This window comes from Curtobacterium sp. MCPF17_050, assembly GCF_003224435.2.
Classification (GTDB): domain Bacteria; phylum Actinomycetota; class Actinomycetes; order Actinomycetales; family Microbacteriaceae; genus Curtobacterium.
Map to the genome: position 1 here is coordinate 957,967 of NZ_CP126250.1, position 23,659 is coordinate 981,625.

17 protein-coding genes, 1 tRNA gene and 1 riboswitch are annotated in these 23,659 nt (G+C 71.9%); of the genes, 8 read left to right on the top strand and 10 right to left on the bottom strand.

Annotated elements, in window-relative coordinates:
- Window positions 1–59: 59 nt before the first annotated feature.
- The 6 genes from treZ to DEJ34_RS04590 form a co-directional block, all read right to left on the bottom strand.
- Window positions 60–1,814, bottom strand: a complete 1,755-nt coding sequence (gene treZ / locus DEJ34_RS04565; protein ID WP_110911939.1) for a malto-oligosyltrehalose trehalohydrolase — start codon at window positions 1,812–1,814, stop codon at window positions 60–62.
- Window positions 1,811–4,309, bottom strand: a complete 2,499-nt coding sequence (gene treY, locus DEJ34_RS04570; RefSeq protein ID WP_110911940.1) for a malto-oligosyltrehalose synthase — start codon at window positions 4,307–4,309, stop codon at window positions 1,811–1,813. Before treY ends, treZ begins: the two co-directional genes overlap by 4 nt.
- Window positions 4,306–6,678, bottom strand: a complete 2,373-nt coding sequence (gene glgX, locus DEJ34_RS04575) for a glycogen debranching protein GlgX (RefSeq protein WP_110911941.1) — start codon at window positions 6,676–6,678, stop codon at window positions 4,306–4,308. The genes treY and glgX overlap by 4 nt, the downstream gene beginning before the upstream one ends.
- Window positions 6,679–6,822: 144 nt before the next feature.
- Window positions 6,823–8,532, bottom strand: coding sequence for a beta-N-acetylhexosaminidase (locus DEJ34_RS04580; RefSeq protein ID WP_110911942.1), 1,710 nt, complete (start codon window positions 8,530–8,532; stop codon window positions 6,823–6,825).
- Between the two features lie 28 nt (window positions 8,533–8,560).
- The gene (locus tag DEJ34_RS04585) at window positions 8,561–9,916 is read right to left on the bottom strand and encodes an AGE family epimerase/isomerase (protein WP_181422293.1); all 1,356 of its coding nucleotides are present in this window, start codon (window positions 9,914–9,916) and stop codon (window positions 8,561–8,563) included.
- Between the two features lie 168 nt (window positions 9,917–10,084).
- Entirely contained in the window at window positions 10,085–10,990 is a 906-nt protein-coding gene (locus DEJ34_RS04590) for an ROK family protein (RefSeq protein ID WP_110900643.1), read from the bottom strand.
- Between the two features lie 216 nt (window positions 10,991–11,206).
- Here DEJ34_RS04590 and DEJ34_RS04595 point away from each other — a divergent pair, with 216 nt between their 5' ends.
- The 8 genes from DEJ34_RS04595 (at window position 11,207) to DEJ34_RS04630 (ending at window position 20,119) form a co-directional block, all read left to right on the top strand.
- Window positions 11,207–12,355: an ROK family transcriptional regulator gene (locus tag DEJ34_RS04595; protein WP_110911943.1), complete on the top strand. Its 1,149-nt coding sequence runs from the start codon at window positions 11,207–11,209 to the stop codon at window positions 12,353–12,355.
- 34 nt (window positions 12,356–12,389) lie between these two features.
- Entirely contained in the window at window positions 12,390–13,718 is a 1,329-nt protein-coding gene (locus tag DEJ34_RS04600; RefSeq protein ID WP_110900645.1) for an extracellular solute-binding protein, read from the top strand.
- 88 nt (window positions 13,719–13,806) lie between these two features.
- Entirely contained in the window at window positions 13,807–14,787 is a 981-nt protein-coding gene (locus DEJ34_RS04605; RefSeq protein WP_110900646.1) for a carbohydrate ABC transporter permease, read from the top strand.
- The gene (locus tag DEJ34_RS04610) at window positions 14,784–15,710 is read left to right on the top strand and encodes a carbohydrate ABC transporter permease (protein WP_220032843.1); all 927 of its coding nucleotides are present in this window, start codon (window positions 14,784–14,786) and stop codon (window positions 15,708–15,710) included. The genes DEJ34_RS04605 and DEJ34_RS04610 overlap by 4 nt, the downstream gene beginning before the upstream one ends.
- Before the next feature lie 78 nt (window positions 15,711–15,788).
- On the top strand, window positions 15,789–16,118 hold the full coding sequence (locus DEJ34_RS04615) for a hypothetical protein (protein WP_110824005.1): 330 nt from the start codon (window positions 15,789–15,791) through the stop codon (window positions 16,116–16,118).
- Window positions 16,119–16,218: 100 nt separating this feature from the next.
- A riboswitch (TPP riboswitch) is annotated at window positions 16,219–16,330 on the top strand.
- The gene (locus DEJ34_RS04620) at window positions 16,325–16,966 is read left to right on the top strand and encodes an ECF transporter S component (protein ID WP_258367630.1); all 642 of its coding nucleotides are present in this window, start codon (window positions 16,325–16,327) and stop codon (window positions 16,964–16,966) included. (Overlaps the previous riboswitch by 6 nt.)
- Window positions 16,963–19,470 (top strand): ATP-binding cassette domain-containing protein, encoded by a 2,508-nt coding sequence (locus DEJ34_RS04625; protein WP_181422294.1) that lies wholly within the window; start codon window positions 16,963–16,965, stop codon window positions 19,468–19,470. The genes DEJ34_RS04620 and DEJ34_RS04625 overlap by 4 nt, the downstream gene beginning before the upstream one ends.
- A complete protein-coding gene (locus DEJ34_RS04630; protein WP_258368409.1) occupies window positions 19,463–20,119 on the top strand; it encodes a nucleoside/nucleotide kinase family protein in 657 nt (218 codons plus the stop codon). Before DEJ34_RS04625 ends, DEJ34_RS04630 begins: the two co-directional genes overlap by 8 nt.
- A 69-nt stretch (window positions 20,120–20,188) precedes the next feature.
- On the opposite strand, the gene DEJ34_RS04635 is transcribed toward DEJ34_RS04630, so the two are convergent.
- From DEJ34_RS04635 to orn, 4 genes are all read right to left on the bottom strand, one after another.
- Window positions 20,189–20,533, bottom strand: a complete 345-nt coding sequence (locus DEJ34_RS04635; RefSeq protein ID WP_110823752.1) for a metallopeptidase family protein — start codon at window positions 20,531–20,533, stop codon at window positions 20,189–20,191.
- A gap of 39 nt (window positions 20,534–20,572) precedes the next feature.
- Window positions 20,573–22,714 carry an acyltransferase family protein gene (locus DEJ34_RS04640; RefSeq protein ID WP_110911945.1) on the bottom strand — a complete coding sequence of 714 codons (2,142 nt, stop codon included), beginning with the start codon at window positions 22,712–22,714 and terminating at the stop codon, window positions 20,573–20,575.
- Between the two features lie 147 nt (window positions 22,715–22,861).
- Window positions 22,862–22,934: transfer RNA gene (locus DEJ34_RS04645), tRNA-His, on the bottom strand.
- A 73-nt stretch (window positions 22,935–23,007) separates the two neighbouring features.
- Window positions 23,008–23,658 carry an oligoribonuclease gene (orn, locus tag DEJ34_RS04650; RefSeq protein WP_110911946.1) on the bottom strand — a complete coding sequence of 217 codons (651 nt, stop codon included), beginning with the start codon at window positions 23,656–23,658 and terminating at the stop codon, window positions 23,008–23,010.
- Between the last annotated feature and the right edge of the window lies 1 nt (window position 23,659).

Here is a 23,659-nt window from a genome sequence, read left to right on the forward strand (position 1 = left end):
GACGGGAGGCCCGGTACCAGCTGGTACCGGGCCTCCCGTCCGTCATATGGGGTGCGCGGTCAGCGCACCACGACGAGGCCACGGCCGCCGAAGCGGACGCCGTCGGTGTCGAAGTCGGCGTCGCCGAAGCTGAACAGCACCTCACCGCCGGCGCCGACGAGCGGCACCTCCGTCGCGGCGTCCGACAGGTTGACGACGACGTGCACCGGCGCCGCGGAGGGGCCGAGCAGCCCGCGGGTGAGCACGAGCCAGCGCTCGTCCTCGCTGAACCGCACCGCGTTCGCCTCGTACCGGTGGTCGACGAACGCCTCGTCGGTCCGGCGGAGGGCGACGAGCACGCGGTAGGCGTTGAGGATGCGGGCACCACGCTCCGACTCGGCGTCGGCCCAGACGAGCTTCGAGTTGGTGAACGTCGTCGGGTCCTGCGGGTCCGGCACCGTCGACTCGTCCCAGCCGTGCTCCGCGAACTCCTTGATGCGGCCCTCGGCCGTCACCTTGCCGAGCTCCGGCTCCGGGTGCGACGTGAAGAACTGCCACGGGGTCGTCGCGGCGAACTCCTCACCCATGAACAGCATCGGCGTGAACGGGCCGAGCAGGGTCAGGGCCGCCGCGATGACGAGCCCCTCGTCCGACACGGTCGCAGCCAGGCGGTCGCCGGCGGCCCGGTTGCCGATCTGGTCGTGGTTCTGGTTCGCCACGACGAGCGCGGTCGTGGGGGAGGTCCCACGGTCGATCGGGCGACCGTGGCGCTTGCCGCGGAACGAGGACCACGTGCCGTCGTGGAAGAAGCCCTGGTCGAGCACCTTCGCGAGTGCCGTCAGCGGGGCGAAGTCGGCGTAGTAGCCGTTCGTCTCCCCGGTGACGGCGACGTGCACGGCGTGGTGGAAGTCGTCCGACCACTGCCCGGCGAGCCCGTAGCCGCCGGCCTCGCGCGGACGGAACATCACCGGGTCGTTGAGGTCCGACTCGGCGATGAGCGAGAGCGGCTTGCCGGTGAACGACGAGTAGGCGTCGGTCTCGCTCGCCATCTCGGCCAGGACGTGCGGCCGGGTGGTGTCGCGGATCGCGTGCACGGCGTCCAGGCGCAGGCCGTCGACGTGGTGGTCGCGGAACCACATGCGGACGTTGTCCAGGACGTAGCGGCGGACCTCGGGGTGCTCGACGTTGACCGAGTCGCCCCAGGTGTTCGCCAGGCCCTCCACGAGGTACGGGCCGTACAGCGGCAGGTAGTTGCCGCTCGGGCCGAGGTGGTTGTAGACGACGTCCTGGATGACCCCGAGACCGAGCGCGTGCGCGCGGTCGACGAAGCGGTCGTACGCGTCGGGCCCACCGTAGGGGGCGTGCACCGCGTACCACGCGACGCCGTCGTAGCCCCAGTTCCACTCGCCGTTCACGCCGTTCACCGGCAGGAGCTCGACGAACTCCACGCCGAGCTCGACGAGGTGCTCGAGCTTCGCGGCGGCCGCGTCGAGGGTGCCCTCGGGCGTGAAGGTGCCGACGTGCATCTCGTACACGACGCCACCGCGGACGGGGCGGCCGGTCCAGGCGTCGTCGGTCCAGGCGAAGCGTGACGGGTCGACGACCTCGGACGGGCCGTGCACGCCCTCGGGCTGGAACCGGCTGCGCGGGTCGGGGCGGACCGCGTCGTCGTCGCCGATGCGGAACCCGTAGCGGGCGCCGACGACCGGCAGGACCGCGTCGGTGGTCCACCAGTCGTCGTCGCCGCGTGTCAGCGGGTACTCGGTCCCGTCGACGACGAGGCGGACGTTCTCGGGCTCGGGGGCCCAGACGCCGTAGCGGTCAGGACTGGTCATGCGTGACCCTCCAGGATCTCGACCTCGGCCTGCGCGTCGGTCTCGGTGTCGTCGGTGGTGGTGTTCGTGGTGTCCGTGCTCGCCGCGTCCGTGCTCGCCGCGTCCGTGGCGTCGTGTCCGGCGCCGTCGACGACGTCGGCCGGCACGAGGAGCGCGACCGGGAAGTCCGTGAGCAGCTCGCCGAGCAGCAGGTCGCGGTCCGCCGGGAACCGGCGACCGGTCAACAGGTCGACGCGCTCGACGGGGACGACGTGCAGCAGCGTGTCCGCCCAACCGCCCACGGCCTCCAGACCGAGCGGCAGCCGGGTGGCGATCGTCACGGCGCCGCCACGGTCGAACGCGACCACGTGGTCGGCGGCCGGACCGGTCGCGTCGAGCGGGACGTACCGGCTGAAGAGCTCCGGGTGGTCCCGGCGGGCGCGCAGGGCACGGCTCGTGACGAGCGTCTTGGCAGCGGCGTCGAGGTCGATCGCCGGGAGCACGTCGGGCCCGTCGTCGTCCGCTCCGTCGAGCGTCGCGAGGACCCGGCGGCGCTCGGCGTAGTCGACCGGACGACGGTTGTCGGGGTCGACGAGCGAGCGGTCCCAGGCCTCCGTGCCCTGGTAGACGTCGGGGACGCCGGGCGCGGTGAGGTGCAGGATCTTCGCGCCGAGGCCGTTCGACCAGCCCGCCGCGGTGATCCGCTCGTCGAGGGCGTCGAGCTCGGCGACCACGGCGGGGTCGTCGAACGACGCGTCGACGAGCGCGTGCATCTGCTGCTCGAACGCCTCGTCCGGCTCGGTCCACGTCGTGCTGTCGCCGGCTTCGCGCGAGGCCTTCTCGGCGTAGGCGTGGAGCCGCTCGCGGGAGGCCGGGCGGGCGCCGACGATCGCCTGCCAGAGCAGGTTCGCGAACACGCCGTCCGCGAGCGGGGCGAGGGCGTTCAGCCGGTCGAAGGTCGCCGTCCACTCCTCGCCGAGTTCGGCGAGGACCGCGATGCGTGCGCGGGTGTCCTCGCTCCGCTTCGTGTCGTGCGTGGTGAGCGTGGTCATGGCGAGCGGCCAGCTGGCGAGGCGCTCGCGCTGGGCGGCGTGGAACTCGTCGAGGGTGACCGAGAAGATGCTCGGGTCACCGCCGACCTCGCTCAGCGACGACAGACGGGAGGTCCGGTAGAACGCGGTGTCCTCGACGCCCTTCGCCATCACCATGCCGCTGGTCTGCTGCAGGCGGATCGCTGCGGCGTCGTCCCCGTCGCACAGCGCGGGCGCGATGCGGTCGATGACGTCGGCGAGGTCCGGGCGGGACTCCGCCGCGACCTCGAGCGCCTCGACGAGGTGGTGGATGCCCTCGGGCAGGTAGGTCCGGTAGACCTCGAAGCTCGCGACGACCTCGGCGACGGCGTCGACGATGCGGTCCTCGGCGAGGGGCGCACCGTCGGCCTGCACGACCGGGTCGACGACGAGCAGGCGGGCGAGACGACGCACCTCGCTGTTGAGGATGCCGTCGGCGATGCCTCGACGGGTGCCACGAGTCAGGTCCTGCCAGGCGACGTGCTCGCCGCGCAGCCGGTCCTCGAGCGCGGTGAGGGGTGCCTCGCCCGCGGGGTCGACGAACACACGGTCGATGAAGCCGAGCGCGTCGTAGCCGGTCGTGCCGTCGACGGGCCACGACGACGGCAGGAGTTCGCCGGGCTCCAGGATCTTCTCGACGAGCGTGTAGGCGCCGCCGGTCAGGTCGGCGAGGTCGTCGAGGTAGCCGGCCGGGTCGGTCAGGCCGTCCGGGTGGTCGATGCGCAGCCCGTCGACGAGCCCGTCGCGGAACCACGAGCCGATGACCCCGTGCGAGGCGGCGAACACCTCGGGCTCCTCGACGCGGATCGCCGCGAGGGTGTTCACCGCGAAGAACCGGCGGTAGTTCAGCTCCGAGTCGGCGCGCTTCCAGTGCACGAACTCGTAGTGCTGCCGCGCGTGCACGGTCGCGACGTCGTCGCCGTCGTGCACGGTGCCAGGAGCGGTCGGGTAGGCGGTCTCGCCGACGAGCAGACGGGGCGCGTCGTCGGCGCTGCCGGTGTCGAGCGTGACGCCGTCGAGCAGCCGGTCGTCGAGGACCGGGATGCGGATGCGTCCGCCGCCGGCCGCCCAGTCGACGTCGAACGCCCAGGCCATCGGGGACTCCTGGCCGTACTCGAGGAGCGACCACCACCACGGGTTCACCGCGGGCGTGGCCACACCGACGTGGTTCGGCACGACGTCGACGAGGACGCCGAGCCCGGCCGCGTGCGCGGCCTCGGCCAGTGCCCGGAGGGCGTCGTCGCCGCCGCGTTCGGTGTCGACGTGGCTGTGGTCGACGACGTCGTACCCGTGGCCGGAGCCGGGCTCCGCCTGCAGGACGGGGGAGAGGTACAGCCAGTCGGCGCCGAGGTCACGGACGTAGTCCACGACGTCGCGCGCGGCGTCGAGGTCGAAGTCGGCGGTGACCTGGAGGCGGTACGTGGAGGTCGGGTTGCGGCGGGTCATGCGGCACTTCCAGGGGTGTCGGATCCGGCGGCGGGGGCGTCGCGCTCGGACGCAGCGTCGTCGGAGGGGGGTGTGGCGGGGGTCTCGGTGCCGGTCGTCGGCGTCCCGGCGGTGTCCGCTGCCGGTGCCGGGGCGACGCCGGCGGCGCCGGCCGTCCCCGCCGCGCTCGGTGTCGCGGACGCTGCGGGGTTCGCGGGGGTGGCGGTCGGGTGCTCCGGCTCGCTCTGCTCCGCGGTGTCGACGGGCGTGCGCTGGATCTCGTGCTCCGGCTCGGCACGCAGCACGATCATCGACCGCGCGGGCACGTCGAGCGCGTCGCCGGCCTCGAGCACTTCGTCGCGGGCCCCCGGCTCGGCGGTGTCGATGCGGACGGTCCAGCCGGGGGAGTACTCCTCCGGCGGGAGGGTGAACGTGACGACACCGTCGTGCGCGTTGAAGTACGTCAGGAAGGCGACGTCGGTGACCCGCTCACCGCGGGCGTCACGCCCGCGGATGCCCTCGCCGTTCAGGTACATGCCGACGCTCTTGCCGAAGCCGGAGTCCCACTCCTCGGGCTGCATGGCGTCACCGGCGGGCGTCAGCCACACGACGTCGGGCAGCGGCTCGCCCTCGCCCCGACGCACCGGACGGCCGTTGAAGTACCGGGTGCGGCGGAAGGTCGGGTGGTCGTGCCGGAGCTTCACGACGTCGGCGGTGAACTGGATGAGTTCGTCGTCCGCCGTGGACCAGTCGATCCAGCTCAGCTCGGAGTCCTGCGCGTAGACGTTGTTGTTGCCCTGCTGGGTGCGACCGAGTTCGTCGCCGTGCGCGATCATCGGCACGCCCTGGCTGAGCAGCAGCGTCGCGAGGAAGTTCCGCTGCCGCTGGAGTCGGAGCGCGTTCACGTCCGGGTCGTCCGTCGGCCCCTCCACGCCCGAGTTCCAGGACCGGTTGTGGCTCTCGCCGTCGTTGTTGTCCTCGCCGTTCGCCTCGTTGTGCTTCTCGTTGTAGGAGACCAGGTCGTACAGCGTGAAGCCGTCGTGCGCGGTGATGAAGTTGATGCTCGCCTTGGGCGTGCGGCCGTCGTGCTCGTACAGGTCGGCGGAGCCGGAGATGCGGGACGCGAACTCACCGAGGGTCGACGGCTCGCCGCGCCAGAAGTCACGGACGGTGTCGCGGTACTTGCCGTTCCACTCCGACCACTGCGGCGGGAAGTTGCCGACCTGGTAGCCGCCGGGGCCGACGTCCCAGGGCTCGGCGATGAGCTTCACCTGCGACACGATCGGGTCCTGCTGGACGAGCTCGAAGAAGGCCGCGAGCCGGTCGACTTCGTAGAACTCACGGGCCAGGGCGGCGGCGAGGTCGAAGCGGAAGCCGTCGACGTGCATCTCGGTGACCCAGTAGCGGAGCGAGTCCATGATCAGCTGCAGCGAGTGCGGGTGCCCGACGTTGAGCGAGTTCCCGGTGCCCGTGACGTCCATGTAGTACCGCTTGTCGTCGTCGACGAGGCGGTAGTACGCCGCGTTGTCGATGCCGCGGAACGACAGGGTCGGTCCGAGGTGGTTGCCCTCGGCGGTGTGGTTGTACACGACGTCGAGGACGACCTCGATGCCGGCGCGGTGCAGCTCGCGGACCATCGTCTTGAACTCCTGCACCTGCTGGCCACCGTCGCCCGAGGACGAGTAGTGCGCGTGCGGCGCGAAGAACCCGATGGTGTTGTAGCCCCAGTAGTTCGACAGCCCCTTGTCCTGCAGCGTCGAGTCGTTGACGAACTGGTGCACCGGCATGAGCTCGAGCGTCGTGACGCCGAGTCGCTGGAGGTGCTCGATGACGGCCGGGTGCGAGACACCCGCGTAGGTGCCGCGCTGCTCCTCGGGCACGTCGGGGTGCGTCTCGGTGAGGCCCTTGACGTGCGCCTCGTAGATGACCGTCTCGCCGTAGGGGATGCGCGGCGGGCGGTCGCCCTGCCAGTCGAAGAACGGGTTGATGACCACGCCCTTGACCATGTGCGACGCGGAGTCCTCGTCGTTCGTGGAGTCCGGGTCGCCGAACGTGTACGAGAACAGGGACTGGTCCCAGTCGATGTCACCGCTGGTGGCCTTGGCGTACGGGTCCAGGAGGAGCTTCGCCGGGTTCGAGCGCAGCCCGTTCGCCGGGTCGTACGGGGCGTGCACACGGAAGCCGTACTGCTGGCCCGGGCCGACGGTCGGCAGGTACGCGTGCCAGACGTGGGCGTCGACCTCGACGAGGCGGACGCGCTCCTCGGTGCCGTCGGCGTCGAACAGGCAGAGCTCGACCCCTTCGGCGACCTCGCTGAACACGGCGAAGTTCGTGCCGCTGCCGTCGTAGGTCGCGCCGAGGGGGTAGGGGTTGCCGGGCCAGGTGTGCAAACGTGCCTCCAGAAGGGGTGAACCCGGCCAACGTATCGAGGGACCCCTGTGATGTCCGGCTCCTGGCGCCCGGTGGCGGTGCCGCGGGGTCCGCGACCGGGCCCGGGCCCGGGCGGGGACTGCGTCCCGTCGCCCGGGCGCGGCTCACGCGGTCGTCGACTCGGCCGCGTCGGCGATGTTCGCGGTGATCGCGTCGATGAAGGCGGCGCGCTCCTCACGGGAGGCAGGGCGGCCGGGCACACCGGGGATCTCCTCCCAGGGACGCGGGCCCGAGTCGCGGCGGTACTCGATGCCGAGCGCGTCGAGCCGGGCGAGGTGCTCGGTGAGCCGCTCCCGGAACTCGCTCACGTCACGCGGTCCCGCGACGTCGGCCGACCAGAGCGCCTCGGCGAGGGCGGCGACGCGGGGGAAGAGCTGGTAGTCGAGCCGCTGGACGGTGTCGACGTGCTCGGTCCACATGTTCGCCTGGCCCCCGATGACGTGCGCGCGCTCCTCGTCGGTGAGCGACGTCGGCACCGGGTCGAACGCGTACACGTCGTCGACGGTCAGCACGATCGAGATCGGGATCGGCTCGTTCGGCAGGTCGCTCTGCCGGTAGTCGAGGTACACCTGGTCGTCCGGCGTCGAGATGACGTCGTGCCCGCGGCGGGCAGCGGTGATCGCGCCCTGCATCCCGCGCCAGGAGACCACGGTCGCCGACCGGGAGAGCATCCCGCCCTCGAGGATCTCGTCCCACCCGAACGCCCGACGCCCGCGCGACTCGATGTGCGCGGCGAGTTGCCCGACGATCCACGCCTGCAGCTGCTCCTCGTCCTCGAGTCCGAGCTCGCGGATGCGCTCCTGGGTCCGCGGGTCGTCCTCCCACTGGTCCTTCGGGCACTCGTCACCGCCGAGGCCGATGTAGGCACTCGGGAACAGGGCGATCACCTCGTCGAACACGTCCTCGAAGAACTGCACGGTGCTGTCCTCGGCGTTCAGCACGTCGTGCGCGATGCCCCACTCGGTCCACACGTCGAGCTCACGCTCGGGGTGCACACCGAGTTCCGGGTACGCGGCCAGTGCGGCACGGACGTGCCCGGGTGTCTCGATCTCCGGGACGACGGTGACGAACCGGTCCGCGGCGTAGGACACGATCTCGCGGATGTCGTCCTGGGTGTAGAACCCGCCGTGTGGTCGTCCGTCGTACCCGGGCACCTGCAGCACGCCGTCGGCGTCGGGGACGTGCGCTCCGACCTGGGACTCGCGCCGCCACGAGCCGACCTCGGTCAGGCGCGGGTACTTCTGGATCTCGATGCGCCACCCCTGGTCCTCGGTCAGGTGGAAGTGCAGCCGGTTGATCCGGTGCACCGCGAGCTGGTCGACGAGCCGCAACACCTCGGCCTTGGTGCGGAAGTGCCGCGCCACGTCGAGCATCACGCCCCGCCACGCGAAGGCCGGGGCGTCCTCGACGACCGTGGCGGGGAGCGTCCACGCTCCCGTCCGCACCTGCCCGCGGCGGTACACGTCGGCGGGGAGCAGCTGCAGGAGGGCCTGGACGCCGTAGAATACACCGGCGGGGCCACCGCCCTCGATGACGACGCCGTCCGGGGTGACGGTGAGCCGGAAGGACTCGGCACGTTCGCCACCGGGCCCGGCCGGGAGGTCGTCGGGCGTCGGAGCGAGCCGCAGCGCGATCACCGGTGCGTCCTCGGTGCCACCGACACCGAGGAGCGGGAGCCGGGTGGAGGCGCGGAGCACCTGCTGCAGGTACTGGGCGACGGTCTCGGTGGCCGGGTCCGCGCTGACGCGCGTCCGGTCGTCGATCGTGAACGTCCCAGGGACGTCGTGGCGGGAACGCGGGCGTGGGATGAGCATCGGACTCAGGTCCTTCCGTGGTGGTGGATCAGAGGCGGAACGGGTTGGACCGCGTGAGCGCGAGCAGGTACCAGGCGGTCGCCCCGGTGTGCAGGCTCGCGTAGTAGAGGTCGCCGAAGCCGGTGTCGAGGCCGTCGGACGACGCCGAGACGATGCCCTTGCCGTCGCCGTTCGGCTCGGTGGCCTGGGCGAGCTGGACGCTGTCCAGGATCTGCGCCGCTCGCGCCCGGTCGCCCCGCGCACCCCGGGCCTCCAGGGCGAGTGCCAGGTGCCCGGAGCCCTCGAACCAGACCTTGCTGACGTCGGTGTCGGAGAACGACGGGCCCGTGTACGGGCCGTCGTGTGCGGTGAGGTGGTCGAGCACCCAGGTGACGGACGGCGAGTACCGGCGGTCGAGCGTCGCGAGGTACGCCCAGGTCTGCACGTCCTCGGGGATCGGGGTGCGGTTGATCGTCGTGCCGTCTGCGTCGGTCCCGGTCCACAGGTGTCCGTCGGTCGGGTCCTGCATCGCGCGGACGAACGACTCGGCGAGCGCCGCCCGGCGTGCCCACGTGCGGTCGCCGGTGAGCTGGGCGAGCTGCGTGAAGAAGCCCGTGACGTCGATGTTGTGCTCGGTGGACTTGTACATGATCGGCTGGTCGTCGGCGTTGCGGCCCCCGGTGTAGCCCGCGGGTCGGCGCACGTCGTCGCGGGCGTTCGTCTCGATCCACGTGCCGAGACGGAGCGCCCCGTCGAGGAACCGCCGCTGCCGCGTCACCGCGTACAGCCGGCAGAACGCCATGCCGACCCAGGACTGGTTGCCGGTGTACGACGCCGGCGAGCCGACGTCGATCGGCCGTGGCGGGTCTGCCACCGGGAAGGAGTCCGGTTGGTAGGAGGCCCGGGTCCGGCCGTCGCCGATCGGGTCGGCCGCCTGCAGGGCCAGGAGCGCGTCGCCGAGGGCGGTCGCCCGCTGGACGTCCCCACGGCGGCGGCGGGCGAGCCAGGCGAGGACCATGAGCGAGTCGTCGTACGCGAAGGACGAGACGAACTCGCTCGGCAGCGTCGCGAAGTAGCCGCCGGAGTAGGAGCGGGGGAGGCGGGGCGCGGTCCCGGTGCCGTACTCGTCCATGCGGAGGTCGAGGTAGTCGTAGGCGAGGTCGCGGGACCGGATGCGGGACGACACGGGGCGCCCCGGGTGGTGCCCCGCGGTGGCGGCGGACGCGGCGCGGGCGGGAGCGGCGGACGCGATGCCCGGGGTGCCGAAGGCGACGGCCGCGGCGGCGACGGCGGCGGCACCGCCGAGGACGACACCACGTCGGCTGAGCGTGCCGGACCCAGAGTCGTTCGAACTGCGGTCGTTCGGCTTGCGGTCGGTGGTGGAGGGACGGGTCGGGTCGGTCATGACGTGCTCACTTCCTGCCGCTCCGGTGCGGCGGACGCTGGATCCGTACGGGGAGGGTGCGGTCGCCGGCCGACCGGTGGGGTCCGGTCGGCCCGGGCGAGGAGGGGGCGGCGGTGACGGTCGACACGGTGGACGGGAGGCCCGGCTCGGCCGGTCCCGTCGCCCGCGTCATGCGGCCGTCACGGCCGACTCGGGCGCCAGGAACGCGGCGCCGAGGGCGGCGAGCGGCTGGTCGGCGGGCGCGAGGAGCACGCGGGACGACAGGCCGAGCGACGCGACGAAGGGGGAGGAGCGGGCGGCCTCGTCGAAGTCCGCGCGCAGGGGGACGAGGAGGCGCTCGCCGAGGGACGCGAGGCCGCCGCCGATCACGACGGACTCGACGTCGGCCGTGACCACGAGGATCCGGACGGCCGATGCGACGCCGGCGACGAACCGGTCCCGTACCGCGACCGCGGCGGGGTCGCCGGCGTCAGCGCAGTCGAAGACGCTCGTCGCGGCGCTGCCGGCATGTCCCGGCCAGGCGACCGCGAGCGCGGAACCGGAGGCGACGGTCTCGAGGCAGCCACGCTGTCCGCAGACGCAGGGCAGTCCGTCGGCCAGCACCGGGATGTGCCCGATCTCCCCGGCGTTGCCCCGCGCACCGCGCCAGAGTCGACGGTCGACGACGAGCCCGGCGGCGAGTCCCGTCCCGATGTTGAGGTAGGCCTGCGGCCCGTCGAGCTGCATGGCCTGCGCCGCTCCGAGGGCTGCGACGTTCACGTCGTTCTCGACCTGCACCCGCAGGCCCAGCGTGTCGGCGACGATCGGGCCGAGCGCGACCTCGGACAGCCCGAGGTTCACCGCGTGCCGGACCCATCCGGTCTCGGGGTCGATGAGACCGGGGATGCCGATGCCGACGGAGGTCGCGGTCCGACCGGTGCGCTCGGTCAGGGACCGGATCACCAGCAGGGTGTTCGCGACCACGGCGTCGGGCCCGGACCCCGTCGGCACACGCACCCGGTCGAGGACCGCACCCGACGGCGCGACGGCGACGGCGTCGATCTTCGTCCCGCCGATGTCGAGGCCGATCCTCATGGGGTTCCCGTCGTCGGGGGGAGCGACCTCGGCGTCGAGGACGCGGCGTCAAGGCTGCGCATGCGGGTTAGTAAACACGCCTTACGCCAGCGGGGCAAGCACGGAATCAGGCCGTGTTTCCGCGAGATCACGCGGCTGTTACGGGTTCGGATCGGGGGTTGACAGCGGATTAGGCACGGCCCTTTACTAAGGCAACCGCTCGACGAGGGAGATCTGATGGCGAACGAGACGGACGCTCCGGCGGCCTTCGGCGCGCAGCTCCGGCGCCCGCGGAGCAAGGCGCTGCCGCAGCACAGCCGGGCCCACAACCGGTCCCTGATCCTGCAGACGCTCTTCACCGACGGGGCCATGAGCCGCGCCGACCTGTCCCGGCAGTCGGGCCTCACCCGGCCCACCGTGTCGGGGCTCGTGGCGGAGCTCGAGGCGGACGCGCTCGTCACCGAGCTCGGGCCACGGGAGGACCTCCGGGTCGGCAAGCCCGCGACCCTGATCAACCTCAACGTCGACGCGTTTCACATCGTCGTCGTCGACCTGTCGCTGCCCGACCACTTCGTCGGCGCGGTGACGAACCTCCGCGGCGACATCGTGAACAGCGCGAAGATCGAGGTCGACGGGGCGACCGGTGACCAGGCCCTCGTCCGGATCATCCGCCTCGTCGAGCGCCTCGCCGCGATGACACCGCGTCGCCTGCTCGGCATCGCGGTCGGGTGCCCCGGCGTGATCGACGCGTCCGGCACCGTCCTCGACTCGGTCGCCCTCGGCAGGGGACTGCCCCTGCAGCAGCAGCTCGCCGAGCACTTCCGCCTGCCGGTGCACGTGCTCAACGACGCGAACGTCGCCGCACTCGGCGTCCATGCGTTCGAGCTCGAACCCGCCGGCGACCTGCTCGTCGTCGCGCTCGAACACGGTGTCGGTACCGGGATGCTGCTCGGCGGCCGCCTCGTCGTCGGCGAACGGTTCGCAGCCGGTGAGATCGGCCACCTGACGATCGACGAGGACGGAGAGCCGTGCCCCTGCGGTCGCCGCGGCTGCCTCGAGGTCCTCATCGGCGCGGACCACCTGGCACGCCGGGTCGCCGAGGTGCCCGATGCCGACCGGGCCGACGTGCTCCGCTCCGCGGGCAGCATCCTCGGCGGTGTCCTCGCGCCGATCATCAGCGCGGTGAACATCACCGAGATCGTCGTCACCGGCCCGGCGGAGCTCGTCGAGGGCCCCTTCATCCAGGCGGTGCACGCCACCGCGACGGCCCGCACCCTGGCGAGCGTCGGCAACGACCTCGCCGTGACCGCCACGACCACCAACAGCGACCTGATCCTCCGGGGCGGAGCAGCCTTCCTGCTCGCCGCGGAGCTCGGGGTGAGCTGACCCGTCACAGCAGTACGACCACCAAGGAGAAGCAATGCGTACGACGAAGTTCGCGGCAGCAACTGCCGTGGCCCTGACCATCGCACTGGGCATGACCGCCTGTTCCAGTGCCGGGAACGCCGGGAGCGGGGGCGGCGGCGGGACGAAGGCGATCGCCGACGTCGACGGCGACGGCAAGACGCTCACCGTCTGGGCGATGACCGGGGACTACTCGGACAAGACCATCGCCGCGATCAACAAGGAGTTCGAGGCGAAGACCGGGGCCGAGGTCCGCGTGCAGATCCAGCAGTGGGACGGCATCACGACCAAGGTCTCCACCGCTCTCGCGACGAACACGCCGCCGGACGTCCTCGACCTCGGCAACACCCAGGTCGCGAGCTACGCCGCCAACGGAGCGCTGCTCGACCTGACGCCGTACGCGAAGGAGCTCAAGCAGGGACAGACGTGGCTCGACGGGCTCTCCGACCCGGCCACCGTCGACGGGGCGCTGTACGGGGTCCCCGGCTTCGCCGGTGCCCGAGCGGTCATATACAACAAGCAGATGTGGAAGGACGCCGGCATCACGGAGGCCCCGACCACGTACGAGGAACTCACGGCGGACCTCGACAAGGTCAAGGCGGCGAACACCGCGAAGGACTTCTCCGCCTTCTACATGCCCGGTCAGTACTGGTACGCCGGCATGCAGTTCGTCTGGGACGCGGGCGGCGAGATCGCGACCGAGCAGGACGGCACCTGGAAGGCCGGGTTCGGTGACGCGGAGGCGCAGCAGGGCCTGGCCGACTTCGCCGAGTTCGCGAACGACTACTCCTCGAAGGCGTCGGCGACGCTCAACACCGACAGCCCGGACATGAACCAGGTCTTCGCCGACGAGAAGACCTCGGCCATCCTCAGCACGAGCGGCACGCTCGGACTCATCGAGCAGGCCAACCCGGAGATGACGGCGGACCAGCTCGGCACCTTCCCGTTCCCGGGCAAGTCCGGCAAGACCCAGCCCGTCATGCTCGGCGGCTCAGACTGGGGCGTCGCGGCGAAGTCGAAGAACACGGACCTCGCCCTGCAGTGGGTGAAGATCGCGTCCAGCCCCGACATCCAGAGCGAGTACGTCTACGGCGACAACGGCTGGATCCCGAACAGCACCGACGGCATCAAGGCCGCCGACTCCACCCTGAGCGACGTCAACAAGGGCTTCTTCACGGCGGCACTCAACTCGAAGGCGACCCCGGCGAACTCCCGCTGGGCCGACCTGGAGGGCGACCAGAGCATCAACACGCTGTTCTCGAGCGTCGTCTCCGGCTCGAAGACACCGGAGGAGGCAGCCGCCGACTTCGACGAGGCGGCCGACGCCGCGCTCAACAAGAAGTAGGCAGCACTCCTCGACCGAAGCCGGACGGGGTGGGTGCGCAGCACGACCTGCCGCACCCGCCCCGCCACCCCTCACGGAAAGGCCAGACGTGACCGTCTCAGCCACCCGCCCGAGCCAGGAGCGCACCGGCCGTCCCACCCGCTCCTCCGACGAGCGCCCCGGTGGCGCTCCCCGCCGTCCCTCCCGGTCGTTCGCCCCCCTGTGGCTGCTCACCCCGGCGGGCCTCGTGCTCGTCTTCGTGACGATCGCCCCCATCGTCTTCCTGGTCTTCACGTCGTTCACCGACTACGACCAGCGCACGCTCTACACCGGTGCCTACAACGCCGTGGGCCTGGCGCAGTACGTGCAGATCCTCTCCGATCCCGCGTTCTGGGCCTCCCTGGTCCGGACGGTCCTGTTCACCGTGGCGATGGTCGTCGGCAGCATCGTGATCGGAGCCGGCGTCTCGCACCTGATGACCCGGCTCGGCGTCGTCCTCCGCTACGCCGTGACCATCGTGCTCATCTGCGCGTGGGGCATGCCGAACGTGGCCTCCTCGCTGGTGTGGAACTGGCTGTTCCAACCGGGGTACGGCGTCGTCAACTGGATGCTGACCCAGCTGCACGTCTTCGGCGACATGACCGACACCGACTGGGGCAACAGCGCCGGTCTCGCGTACACGTCCATCTGGATGCTCGTCGTCTGGCAGGCGGTGCCGTTCATCGCCCTGACGCTGTACGCCGCCGAGACGCAGATCCCGCTCGAGGTGAAGGAGGCCGTCCGGCTCGACGGCGGCTCCGAGTGGACGGTCTACCGGGTCGTCACCGTCGAGTACCTGCGGCCGACGCTCCTGCTCGTGACGATGCTGTCGATCATCTGGGACTTCAACGTCTTCAACCAGATCTGGCTCGTCTCCCAGGGTGGCCCGGACGGGGCGACCTCCACCCTCGGCGTGTTCACCTACGTGACCGCGTTCGTCGGGCACGACATCGGCACCGGGTCCGCGGTGGCCGTGATCGCGGCGGTGATCCTCATGGTCCTCAGCGCCCTGTACATCCGGAACCTCGTCCGATCGGGAGAAGAGCTGTGACCACCGCACTGCCGACGGGCGTCCCCGTCCAGGCCGACGTCCCCGTCGCCGTCCCGACCCCGGAAGGCGTCGCCGCGACGAAGCGCATCCGCCGTCGGCGCCGTCCCGTCCGGTGGGTGAGCAGCACCATCGCCGTGGTCTTCTGCGCGGTGTGGATCTTCCCCGTCTACTGGATGGTGAACACCGCGTTCAAGCCGCGGACCGAGGCCCTGACGAGCACGCCGCTCTTCGTCCCCGCCCACCCGACCGTCGCGAACTTCGTCACCGCGTTCACCCGGGCCGACTTCCTCGTGTACCTCAAGAACTCGAGCATCGTGGTCGCCGGCGCGGTCCTCCTGTCGCTCGCGGTCGGGATCCTGGCGTCCGCAGCACTCTCGCGCTTCCGCTTCCGCGGACGGCGGACCATCCTGGTGGTGATCCTGCTCGTCCAGATGCTCCCGGGGACGGCGCTGCTCATCCCGCAGTTCCTCATCTTCAACCAGGCCGGGCTCACCGGCAGCTACGTCGGCCTGATCCTCGCCTACGTCGCCTCGGTGCTGCCGTTCTCGATCTGGGTGATGCGCGGGTTCTTCCTCGCGATCCCGATGGAGATCGAGGAGGCGGCGCGCATCGACGGTGCGAGTACCTGGCAGGTGCTCACGAAGGTCCTGTTCCCCCTCGTCATGCCGGGCATGATCGCGACGAGCGTGTTCGCCTTCATCGCGGCGTGGAACGACTACATCGTCGCCTACACGTTCATGCAGGACCAGGCGCAGTACACGCTGCCGGTGTGGCTCGCCTCGTTCACGACGCAGACGACCGGGACCGACTTCACCGGGCAGATGGCGGCCTCGGTGCTCTTCTCGCTGCCGGTGGTGGTGTTCTTCATGATCATCCAGCGCAACCTGGTGTCCGGGATGTCCGCCGGGGCGGTCAAGGGATGATGCGTCGCGGCTGTCCGGTCGTCCACAGTTCGTCACGGACGACCGGACAGCCAGTGGCCGCGGAGTAGCGTCACCGCCATGACCAACATCGTCACGCAGATCGCAGACAAGGTGCGGCCCGTCGGCGTCGCCTCGAACTACGGCGACCCGGTGGACGTCGGGGACAGCACGCTGATCCCCGTCTCCGTCAACTGGTACGGCTTCGGCGGCGGCTCCGACGCCGACGAGGACGGCGCCGGTGGCGGTGGCGGCGGGGCCGTCTCGCTCCCCGTCGGCGCGTACGTCCGCCGTCCCGGCCAGGACCTCGCGTTCGAGCCGAACCTCATCTCGCTCCTCACCGTGAGCATCCCGGTCATCTGGGTCACGGGCAAGGTGCTCGCGAAGCTCATCCGTGCGCTGAAGAAGTGACGGACTGACCGGACGACGACCGGGAGGCACGGTGCGGACCCGCACCGTGCCTCCTGTCCGTCTGCGGTCGCGTCCCGCGTCCACATCGCCACTACACTGGCGGGACACACACGGGAGTCCGGGTCCACCGGGCTGAGAGGGAGCGAACGGCGCTCCGACCGTCGAACCTGATCCGGATCATGCCGGCGCAGGGAGGAGTCCAGGTCATGCCTGCTGTCATGCAGTCTGCTGTCCCGTCCACCACGCCCACCCGCTCACTGCGGTGGCGGGTCGTGGACATCGTCGTCGCGAGCGTCCTCGCCGTCGCGATCGGCGTCGTCTTCAAGCTGTGGGAGTTCGGCTACGAGCCGATCAGCGCCGCCAGCGCGCTCGTGCTCCCCGGCACCCAGTCGCTCTTCGGCGGCGTCTGGCTGCTCGCCGGTCCGATCGTCGCGATCGTCGTGCGGAAGCCCGGCGCGGCTCTGTACGCCGAGATGGTCGCGGCGTCGGTCGAGGCCCTGCTCGGCACGCAGTGGGGGTGGCTCACGCTCGAGGCCGGGCTCGTGCAGGGCCTCGGCGCCGAGCTCGTCCTCGCGCTCTTCCTGTACCGCGTGTACCGGCTGCCGGTCGTCGTCCTCGCCGGGGCCGCTGCGGGACTCGCGCTCGGCGTCAACGACTCGTTGCTCTGGTACGCGGGGCTCGACGCCGGCTTCAAGGTCGTCTACGTGATCTGCGCCGTCATCTCCGGTGCCGTCATTGCCGGACTCGGCTCGTGGCTCATCGTCCGCGCCCTCGCCGCCACCGGCGTGCTCTCGTCGTTCGCCGCGGGCCGCGAGCACACCAAGCGTGCGGCTCGCGCCTCGGCGTGACGTCCGCACCGTCCGCCGTCGCCGGGCCCCTGTCCGACACCACGGCGTCCGCGGCACGGATCACCTTCCGCGACTGGGGGTGGCGGTACGCGTCCCGTGAGCGGTGGGCCGTGCGCGGGGTGGACCTGACCGTCGAGCCCGGCGAACGCGTCGCGGTCGTCGGGCCCTCCGGTGCCGGCAAGTCCACCCTGCTCCGGGCCGTCGCGGCCGTGCTGCCCGACGAACCCGACCCGGACGACGACACCGCCGCCGCGGTCCAGGGCGAAGTGCTCGTCGACGGGGTCGCACCGGGCAGCGCCCGCGGGCGGGTCGGGCTCGTCATGCAGGACCCCGAGGCGCACACCGTGATGTCCCGGATCGGCGACGACGTGGCCTTCGGGTGCGAGAACACCGGGGTCCCGCCGGAGGAGATCTGGCCGCGGGTCCGCGCTGCGCTCGACGTCGTGGGGCTGGACCTCCCGCTCGACCGGTCCACCGCGGCGATGTCGGGCGGGCAACGGCAGCGGTTGGCGCTCGCCGGGGTGCTCGCGATGCGCCCGGGAGCCCTCGTGCTCGACGAGCCGTGCGCGAACCTCGACCCGGACGGGGTCGCACAGGTGCACGACGCCGTCCGTGCCGTGCTCGACGAGACCGGCGCCACGCTCCTGGTCGTCGAACACCGGATCGGCACCTGGCTCGACCTCGTCGACCGCCTGGTGCTGCTCGAACCGGCCGGCGGCGTCGTGGCCGACGGGCACCCGGCCGAGGTGCTCGCCGCACACGGAAAGGCGCTCACCGCGGCCGGCGTCTGGGTGCCGGGCAGCGAACCGCTTCCCGGCTCCGCACGACACCGTGCGGCCCAGAGCGCCACCGCGGACCGGCAGGGAGGCACGGATCGCCTCGTCGCATCGGCCCTCGGCACGGCGCGGGGCCGGGGACCCCGCATCGGCAGCGGGATCGACCTCTCCGTGCGTGCCGGGCAGGTCATCGCGGTCACCGGACCGAACGGCGTCGGCAAGTCCACGCTCGGCCTGACCCTCGGCGGGCTCCTCCGACCCGCCGCCGGCACCGTGCACGCCACCGCCGCACTACGGGGCGACGCGGCCGAGGACCCGTCGGCGTGGTCCAGCCGCGAGCTCGCCGCCCGGATCGGCACCGTCTTCCAGGACCCCGAGCACCAGTTCATCGCCCGCACCGTCCGCGAGGAGCTCGCCGCCGGCCCGCGTGCCGTGGGCCGGCCGGACGTCGACGCCCGGGTCGACCGGGTGCTCGCCGACTTCGACCTGGCGCACCTCGCCGACCAGCACCCGTTCACGCTGTCCGGCGGCGAGCAGCGCCGGCTCGCGATCGGGGCCGTCATCGCCGCCGAGCCGCCCGTGCTCGTGCTCGACGAACCGACGTCGGGACAGGACCGGGCGACGTGGCAGGCCGTGGTCGACCGGCTCGGTGAACTCGCCGACGGCGGGACCGCGGTCGTCGCCGTGACGCACGACCGTGACCTCGTGCGGGCGCTCGACGCGGTGGAGGTCGTCCTCGGACCCCACGGCGTGCGCGCTGCGGTGGCGGACGAGCACGACGGTCCGCCGCACGTGGCGCCGGCCGCGTCGGCCGCGACCGTATCGGCCGGCACCGGATCGGCCGCCCGGACCGACGCGGTCACGCCGGCCGCGTCGACCCGCTCGATGGACGCGCGCAGCAGCACGGGCCGCGAGCGCACCCGCGCGACGTCCCCAGGGGCCGCGGCCGGACCGCCCGGGTGGGCCGAGCCTCCCGTCCGGCCCCGCGGGATCCGCGGTGTGCAGCCGGTGGCGTCGCTGCTCGGCGTCCTGGCGCTCGGCCTGTGCCTCGTGCTCAGCCTGGACGTCGTGTCCGCCGCGGTCGCGCTCGGACTCGAGGTGCTCCTGCTCCCGCTCCTGCGGATCCCGCCGCGGACGTTCCTGCTGCGGACCGCGCCGCTGCTCGCGGCGGTGCCGCTGACGGCGGTGAGCATCGCCCTGTACGGCCGGCCGTCCGGGCGCGAATGGTTCGACGTCGGCTTCGCGCACGTGACCGACGGATCGCTGACCCTCGCACTGGCGACCGCGCTGCGCGTGCTCGCGGTGGGGCTGCCGGCGATCGCGCTGTTCGTGCGGGTGGACCCGACCGATCTCGCCGACGGGCTCGCCCAGCTGCTCCGGTTGCCCGCGCGCTTCGTGCTCGGCGCGCTCGCGGCGATCCGGATGACGACCCTGCTCGGCGATGACTGGCGGCAGCTCGGCAACGCACGGCGGGCCCGGGGCGTGGCCGACACCGGGCGGCTGCGGCGCGGTGCGTCCATGGCGTTCGCGCTGCTCGTGCTGGCGCTCCGGCGGGCGACGACGCTCGCGGTGGCGATGGAGTCGCGCGGGTTCGGTGCGCCCGGACGGCGGACGTGGGCGCGGAGCGTCCGGTTCGCCGGACCGGAGTGGGCGATGGTCGGGGTGCTCGTCGGCATCGGCGCCGTCGCGGTCGCCGTGGCGGTGGCGGCGGGGACGTGGCGTGTCTGACGAGCGGACCGGTCACGCGACCGACCCCGCGGAGGTCGTCGCCGACGTGGTGGCACGCATCCGTGCCGCGGTCGCGGGCGGGGTCGGCGGGGGTCTGGTCGGAGGTGGCGACAGGGGCGACGGTCGTGCTCCCGGTTCCGGTGGGGACGGCCTCGGTCCGGACGCTGACGGTGCCGGTCCCCGTGGGCGGGTGGTGGTACTCGTGGACGGGCGGTCGGGGACGGGCAAGACCACGCTCGGGAACGCCCTCGCGGTCGCACTCGGAGCGCAGGTGGTGCACCTCGACGACGTCTACCCCGGGTGGGACGGTCTGCGCGCGGCCGCGGACGCCGTCGTGACGGACGTGCTCGGCGCGCCGTCCGGGTACCGCTCGTGGGACTGGCAGGCGGACCGACCGGCCGCGTGGCGCACGGTCGACCCCGATGCGCCACTCGTCATCGAGGGGTGCGGGGCGCTCTCGCGCGCATCCGCTCCGCTGGCCACCGTGCGGCTGTGGCTCGAGGCCGACGACGCCGTGCGGTGGGACCGGGCGATCGGTCGGGACGGCGCCACGTTCGAACGCGAGTGGGCGCGGTGGGCAGACCAGGAGGACGCGTTCATCCGGACGGAGCAGCCGGCAGCGCTCGCGGACGTGGTGCTGCGGACCTGACCGCGGGTGCGCATGTCCGCGGGGCCGTGGGGCCGCGGCCACGCGGGCGGTCTCCCGGGCCTCCGGGACCTACGCCCAACCGAGCTCGTGCAGCCGCTCGTCGTCGATGCCGTGGAAGTGGCCGATCTCGTGCACGAGCGTGGTGTGCACCTCGTCCTTGAGCTCGTCGAGCGTGTCGCACTCCGCCAGGTGCTGCTTCCGGAAGACGACGATCCGGTCGGGCAGCTCGCCGAAGCCGTACTGCCCGCGCTCGGTCGCCGCGACGCCGTCGTACACGCCGAACAGGTCGGAGCCGTCCTCGGGTTCGTCCTCGACGACGAACACGACGTTGTCCAGGCCGTCGACCATCTCGTCCGGCAGCTGGTCGAGCTCGTCGGTCACGAGCTGCTCGAAGTCCTCGGGCGACATCTCCATCACGGGAGCGATCGTCGCACGGGGACCTGTGGGAGCCGATCAGCCGGGACCTGCTCCGGGCGCAGCGGAGGGGGCGCTCTCCGGGCCGTCCTCGTCGGTGCGGGCAGCAGCGCCCTCGCTGCCCGGGAGGACGCCCCGCTCGGACAGCAGGTGTTCCAGCGCCGGAGCTGCGTCCGCCGCTGCCTCCCGGGTCGCGTGGGTCCCGTCGAAGGTCACCGGATGCCCGTTGATGACCGCTGGACACGCGTTGGCGGAACACCAGACCGATCGAGTGTCGAGGTAGAGGTCGCCGTGTCGTCCAGCAGCTGCGCTGTCGGCTGCGATCGACGGGAGCCAGCGCGACAGGTCGGCGTTGCATGCGGACGGCCCCTGGACAGCGGTGGCACAGGCGTCCCACGTCGGTGCCGGGATGTTGGGGGTAATCACGACGGCAGAGCCGATCACGGACCGTACGGCATCGATCTGCTGTTCGACGCCCTCCGCGCGTTCGCGTTCGTCGAGTGCGCGGCGGTCGTCGCGCAACGGTCCGAGGACGTTGACGACCACGAGGACGTCCGGACGGACCTCGGCCACGCGACCGGGGAGTTCCTTCCGCTCCGGCGAGCAGTCGGTGTCGCCGTGTGCGATGTCCAGCGTCGTGAACGGGCACCCGTACCGAGCGGCGGCGACGAGCTTCCACTCCGATCCCGACTGCTCGGCGAGTCGGCGGAAGGCCGGCAGGAGGAACTCGCTCGTCGAGTCCCCGACCACCATCACGGTACGGGCCCCGTCGCCGAACGTGCACTCGTCCACCGGACGGAGATCACGCGGGTCGGAGCAGCGGAGGAGCTCCGCGGAAGCCGGGTCCGCCGCGAGACCGTCGAGGTACCCGCCGCCCCTGACGGTGTCGAGCGACGGTGTCAGGCCCTCCGGCCAGCGACGCAGCGCGAGCCCTGCCTCGACCGCTGCCGTGCGGGCAGCAGCCACCGGGTCCGGGCGCTCCTCGCCGTCGGATGCGCCGGTTCCCGGGGCGTCCGCCGCTGCGGCAGCCGGGACGTCGAGGGGCTGGTACCGCGTCACGGCAGCCGCTGTGAGGAGGACGGTCATGAGTGCCAAGGACAGGACGGTGGCGACGGGGTGACCCGGGCGCACCGTTCCGTGATCGGGCTGGGTGGTTCTGCGGTCGGAACGCGGGCGGCGCAACGGCCGTTCCACCAGCTCGTACGACAGGCACGCGGCGACGACGGCGACTGCGAGCGCCACGGCGGGGGGCCAGGGGAGGAACGTCGGGAGGAGCACCAGGACGGGCCAGTGCCAGAGGTAGAGGGAGTAACTCCGCCGACCCACCGCCGTCAGCGCGTCGGAGGACAGTGCGCGCGAGACGGCGTTGCGCCGGTGACGACCACCGAGGACGACCAGGGCGGCCCCGCAGGTCGGGAGGACACCGAGCGGGACCGGGACACCCATCGACGGTGTACCCGAGACGACCGCGACCGCGATCATCCCGCATCCGACGGCGGCGCAGACCGTGGCGACGCCGGCGCGGGGACGGCGCAGGACCGGTTCGAGCACCGCGAGCAGGACGCCGACGGCGAGTTGCCAGGCGCGTGTGGCCGTCGAGTAGAACGCGACGTCGGGTCCGTCGGGGAGCACGACGACCGCGAGGGTGATCGACGCGCACACGATCGCCACCAGTCCGACCACGACACTCGCTCGACCGCGGCGCCGGAGGAGGAGCAACAACAGGGGAGCGAGGACGTAGAACTGTTCCTCCACGCCCAGGGACCAGAGGTGCCGGAAGGGGCTGGGCTCGCCGGTGAGGTCGAAGTACCCGGACCGGGTCAGGACGAAGCGCCAGTTCGCGACGCCGAGGAGCCCGCTCAGGCCGTCGACGGCGACCGATCCGAGGCGCTCACCCCGCAGGGCCACCGCACTCGCGAGGAGGGTGACCCCGATGACGAGCACTGCTGACGGCGCGAGTCTCCTGACCCGACGACGAGCGAAACCGACGAGGTCGATCGTCCCCGTCCGGCGCAACTCGGCGCACAGCCCGCGCCCGACGACGAAACCCGAGATGACGAAGAACACGTCGACGCCCAGGAACCCACCGCTGGGCCACCCGAACGCGTGGTCCAGCAGGACCACCGCCACGGCGACGGCCCGCAGCCCTTGGACATCGGAGCGGAGGTCGGGAGAACGCATCTGGCCACCGTAACCAGACCGGCATGCGACCAGAGAACATTCCACATGTCGCACCTGATGGCCGCGCCGTGTCCCCGGTGCCGTCGACGGACGCCGCGCACCGGGAACAGAGAAGGCCCCCGTCGAGGACGGGGGCCTTCATCTCGGGGTGAGTAACGGGGCTTGAACCCGCGACCTCCTGGACCACAACCAGGCGCTCTACCAGCTGAGCTATACCCACCATGTGTCGGTCCGGCGAGCCGGAGCAACCACTCGATTGTAGTACATCCGAGCGCCTGCCCGGACCACGATCGCTACTCGGCGGGTGCCGGGCTCGGCTGCGGGGTCAGGCGGGGCTCCCACTTCGCCACGACCTCGGCCGCGATGGCCTTGACGTCGTCGCTCGCCGGCCCGGGCTCCGGTGTGAAGCCGGCACGGCGGTAGTACTCGAGCTCGCGGATCGACTCGAGGATGTCCGCGAGGGCACGGTGCCCGCCGTGCTTCGCCGGGGAGTTGAAGTACACGCGCGGGAACCAGCGACGGCAGAGCTCCTTGATGCTCGACACGTCCACGCTCCGGTAGTGCAGGTGGCTGTCGATGCGGGGCATGTACTTCGCCAGGAACGCGCGGTCGGTGCCGATCGTGTTGCCGGCCAGGGGCGCGGTGCCCTCGGCGGGGACGTGGGCGAGGATGTACTCGAGCACCTGGTACTCGGCGTCGGCCAGGGGCACCCCGTTCGGGATCTCCTCGATCAGGCCCGACGTCGTGTGCATGTTCGTCACGAATTCGTTCATGTTGTCCAGGGCCGACTGGTCCGGCTTGATCACGATGTCGAACCCGGGGTGCACCGGGTTGAGGTCGAAGTCCGTGACGACGACCGCGACCTCGACGAGCTCGTCGACGGCGACGTCGAGTCCCGTCATCTCACAGTCGATCCAGACGAGACGGTCATTCCCTGCAGACATG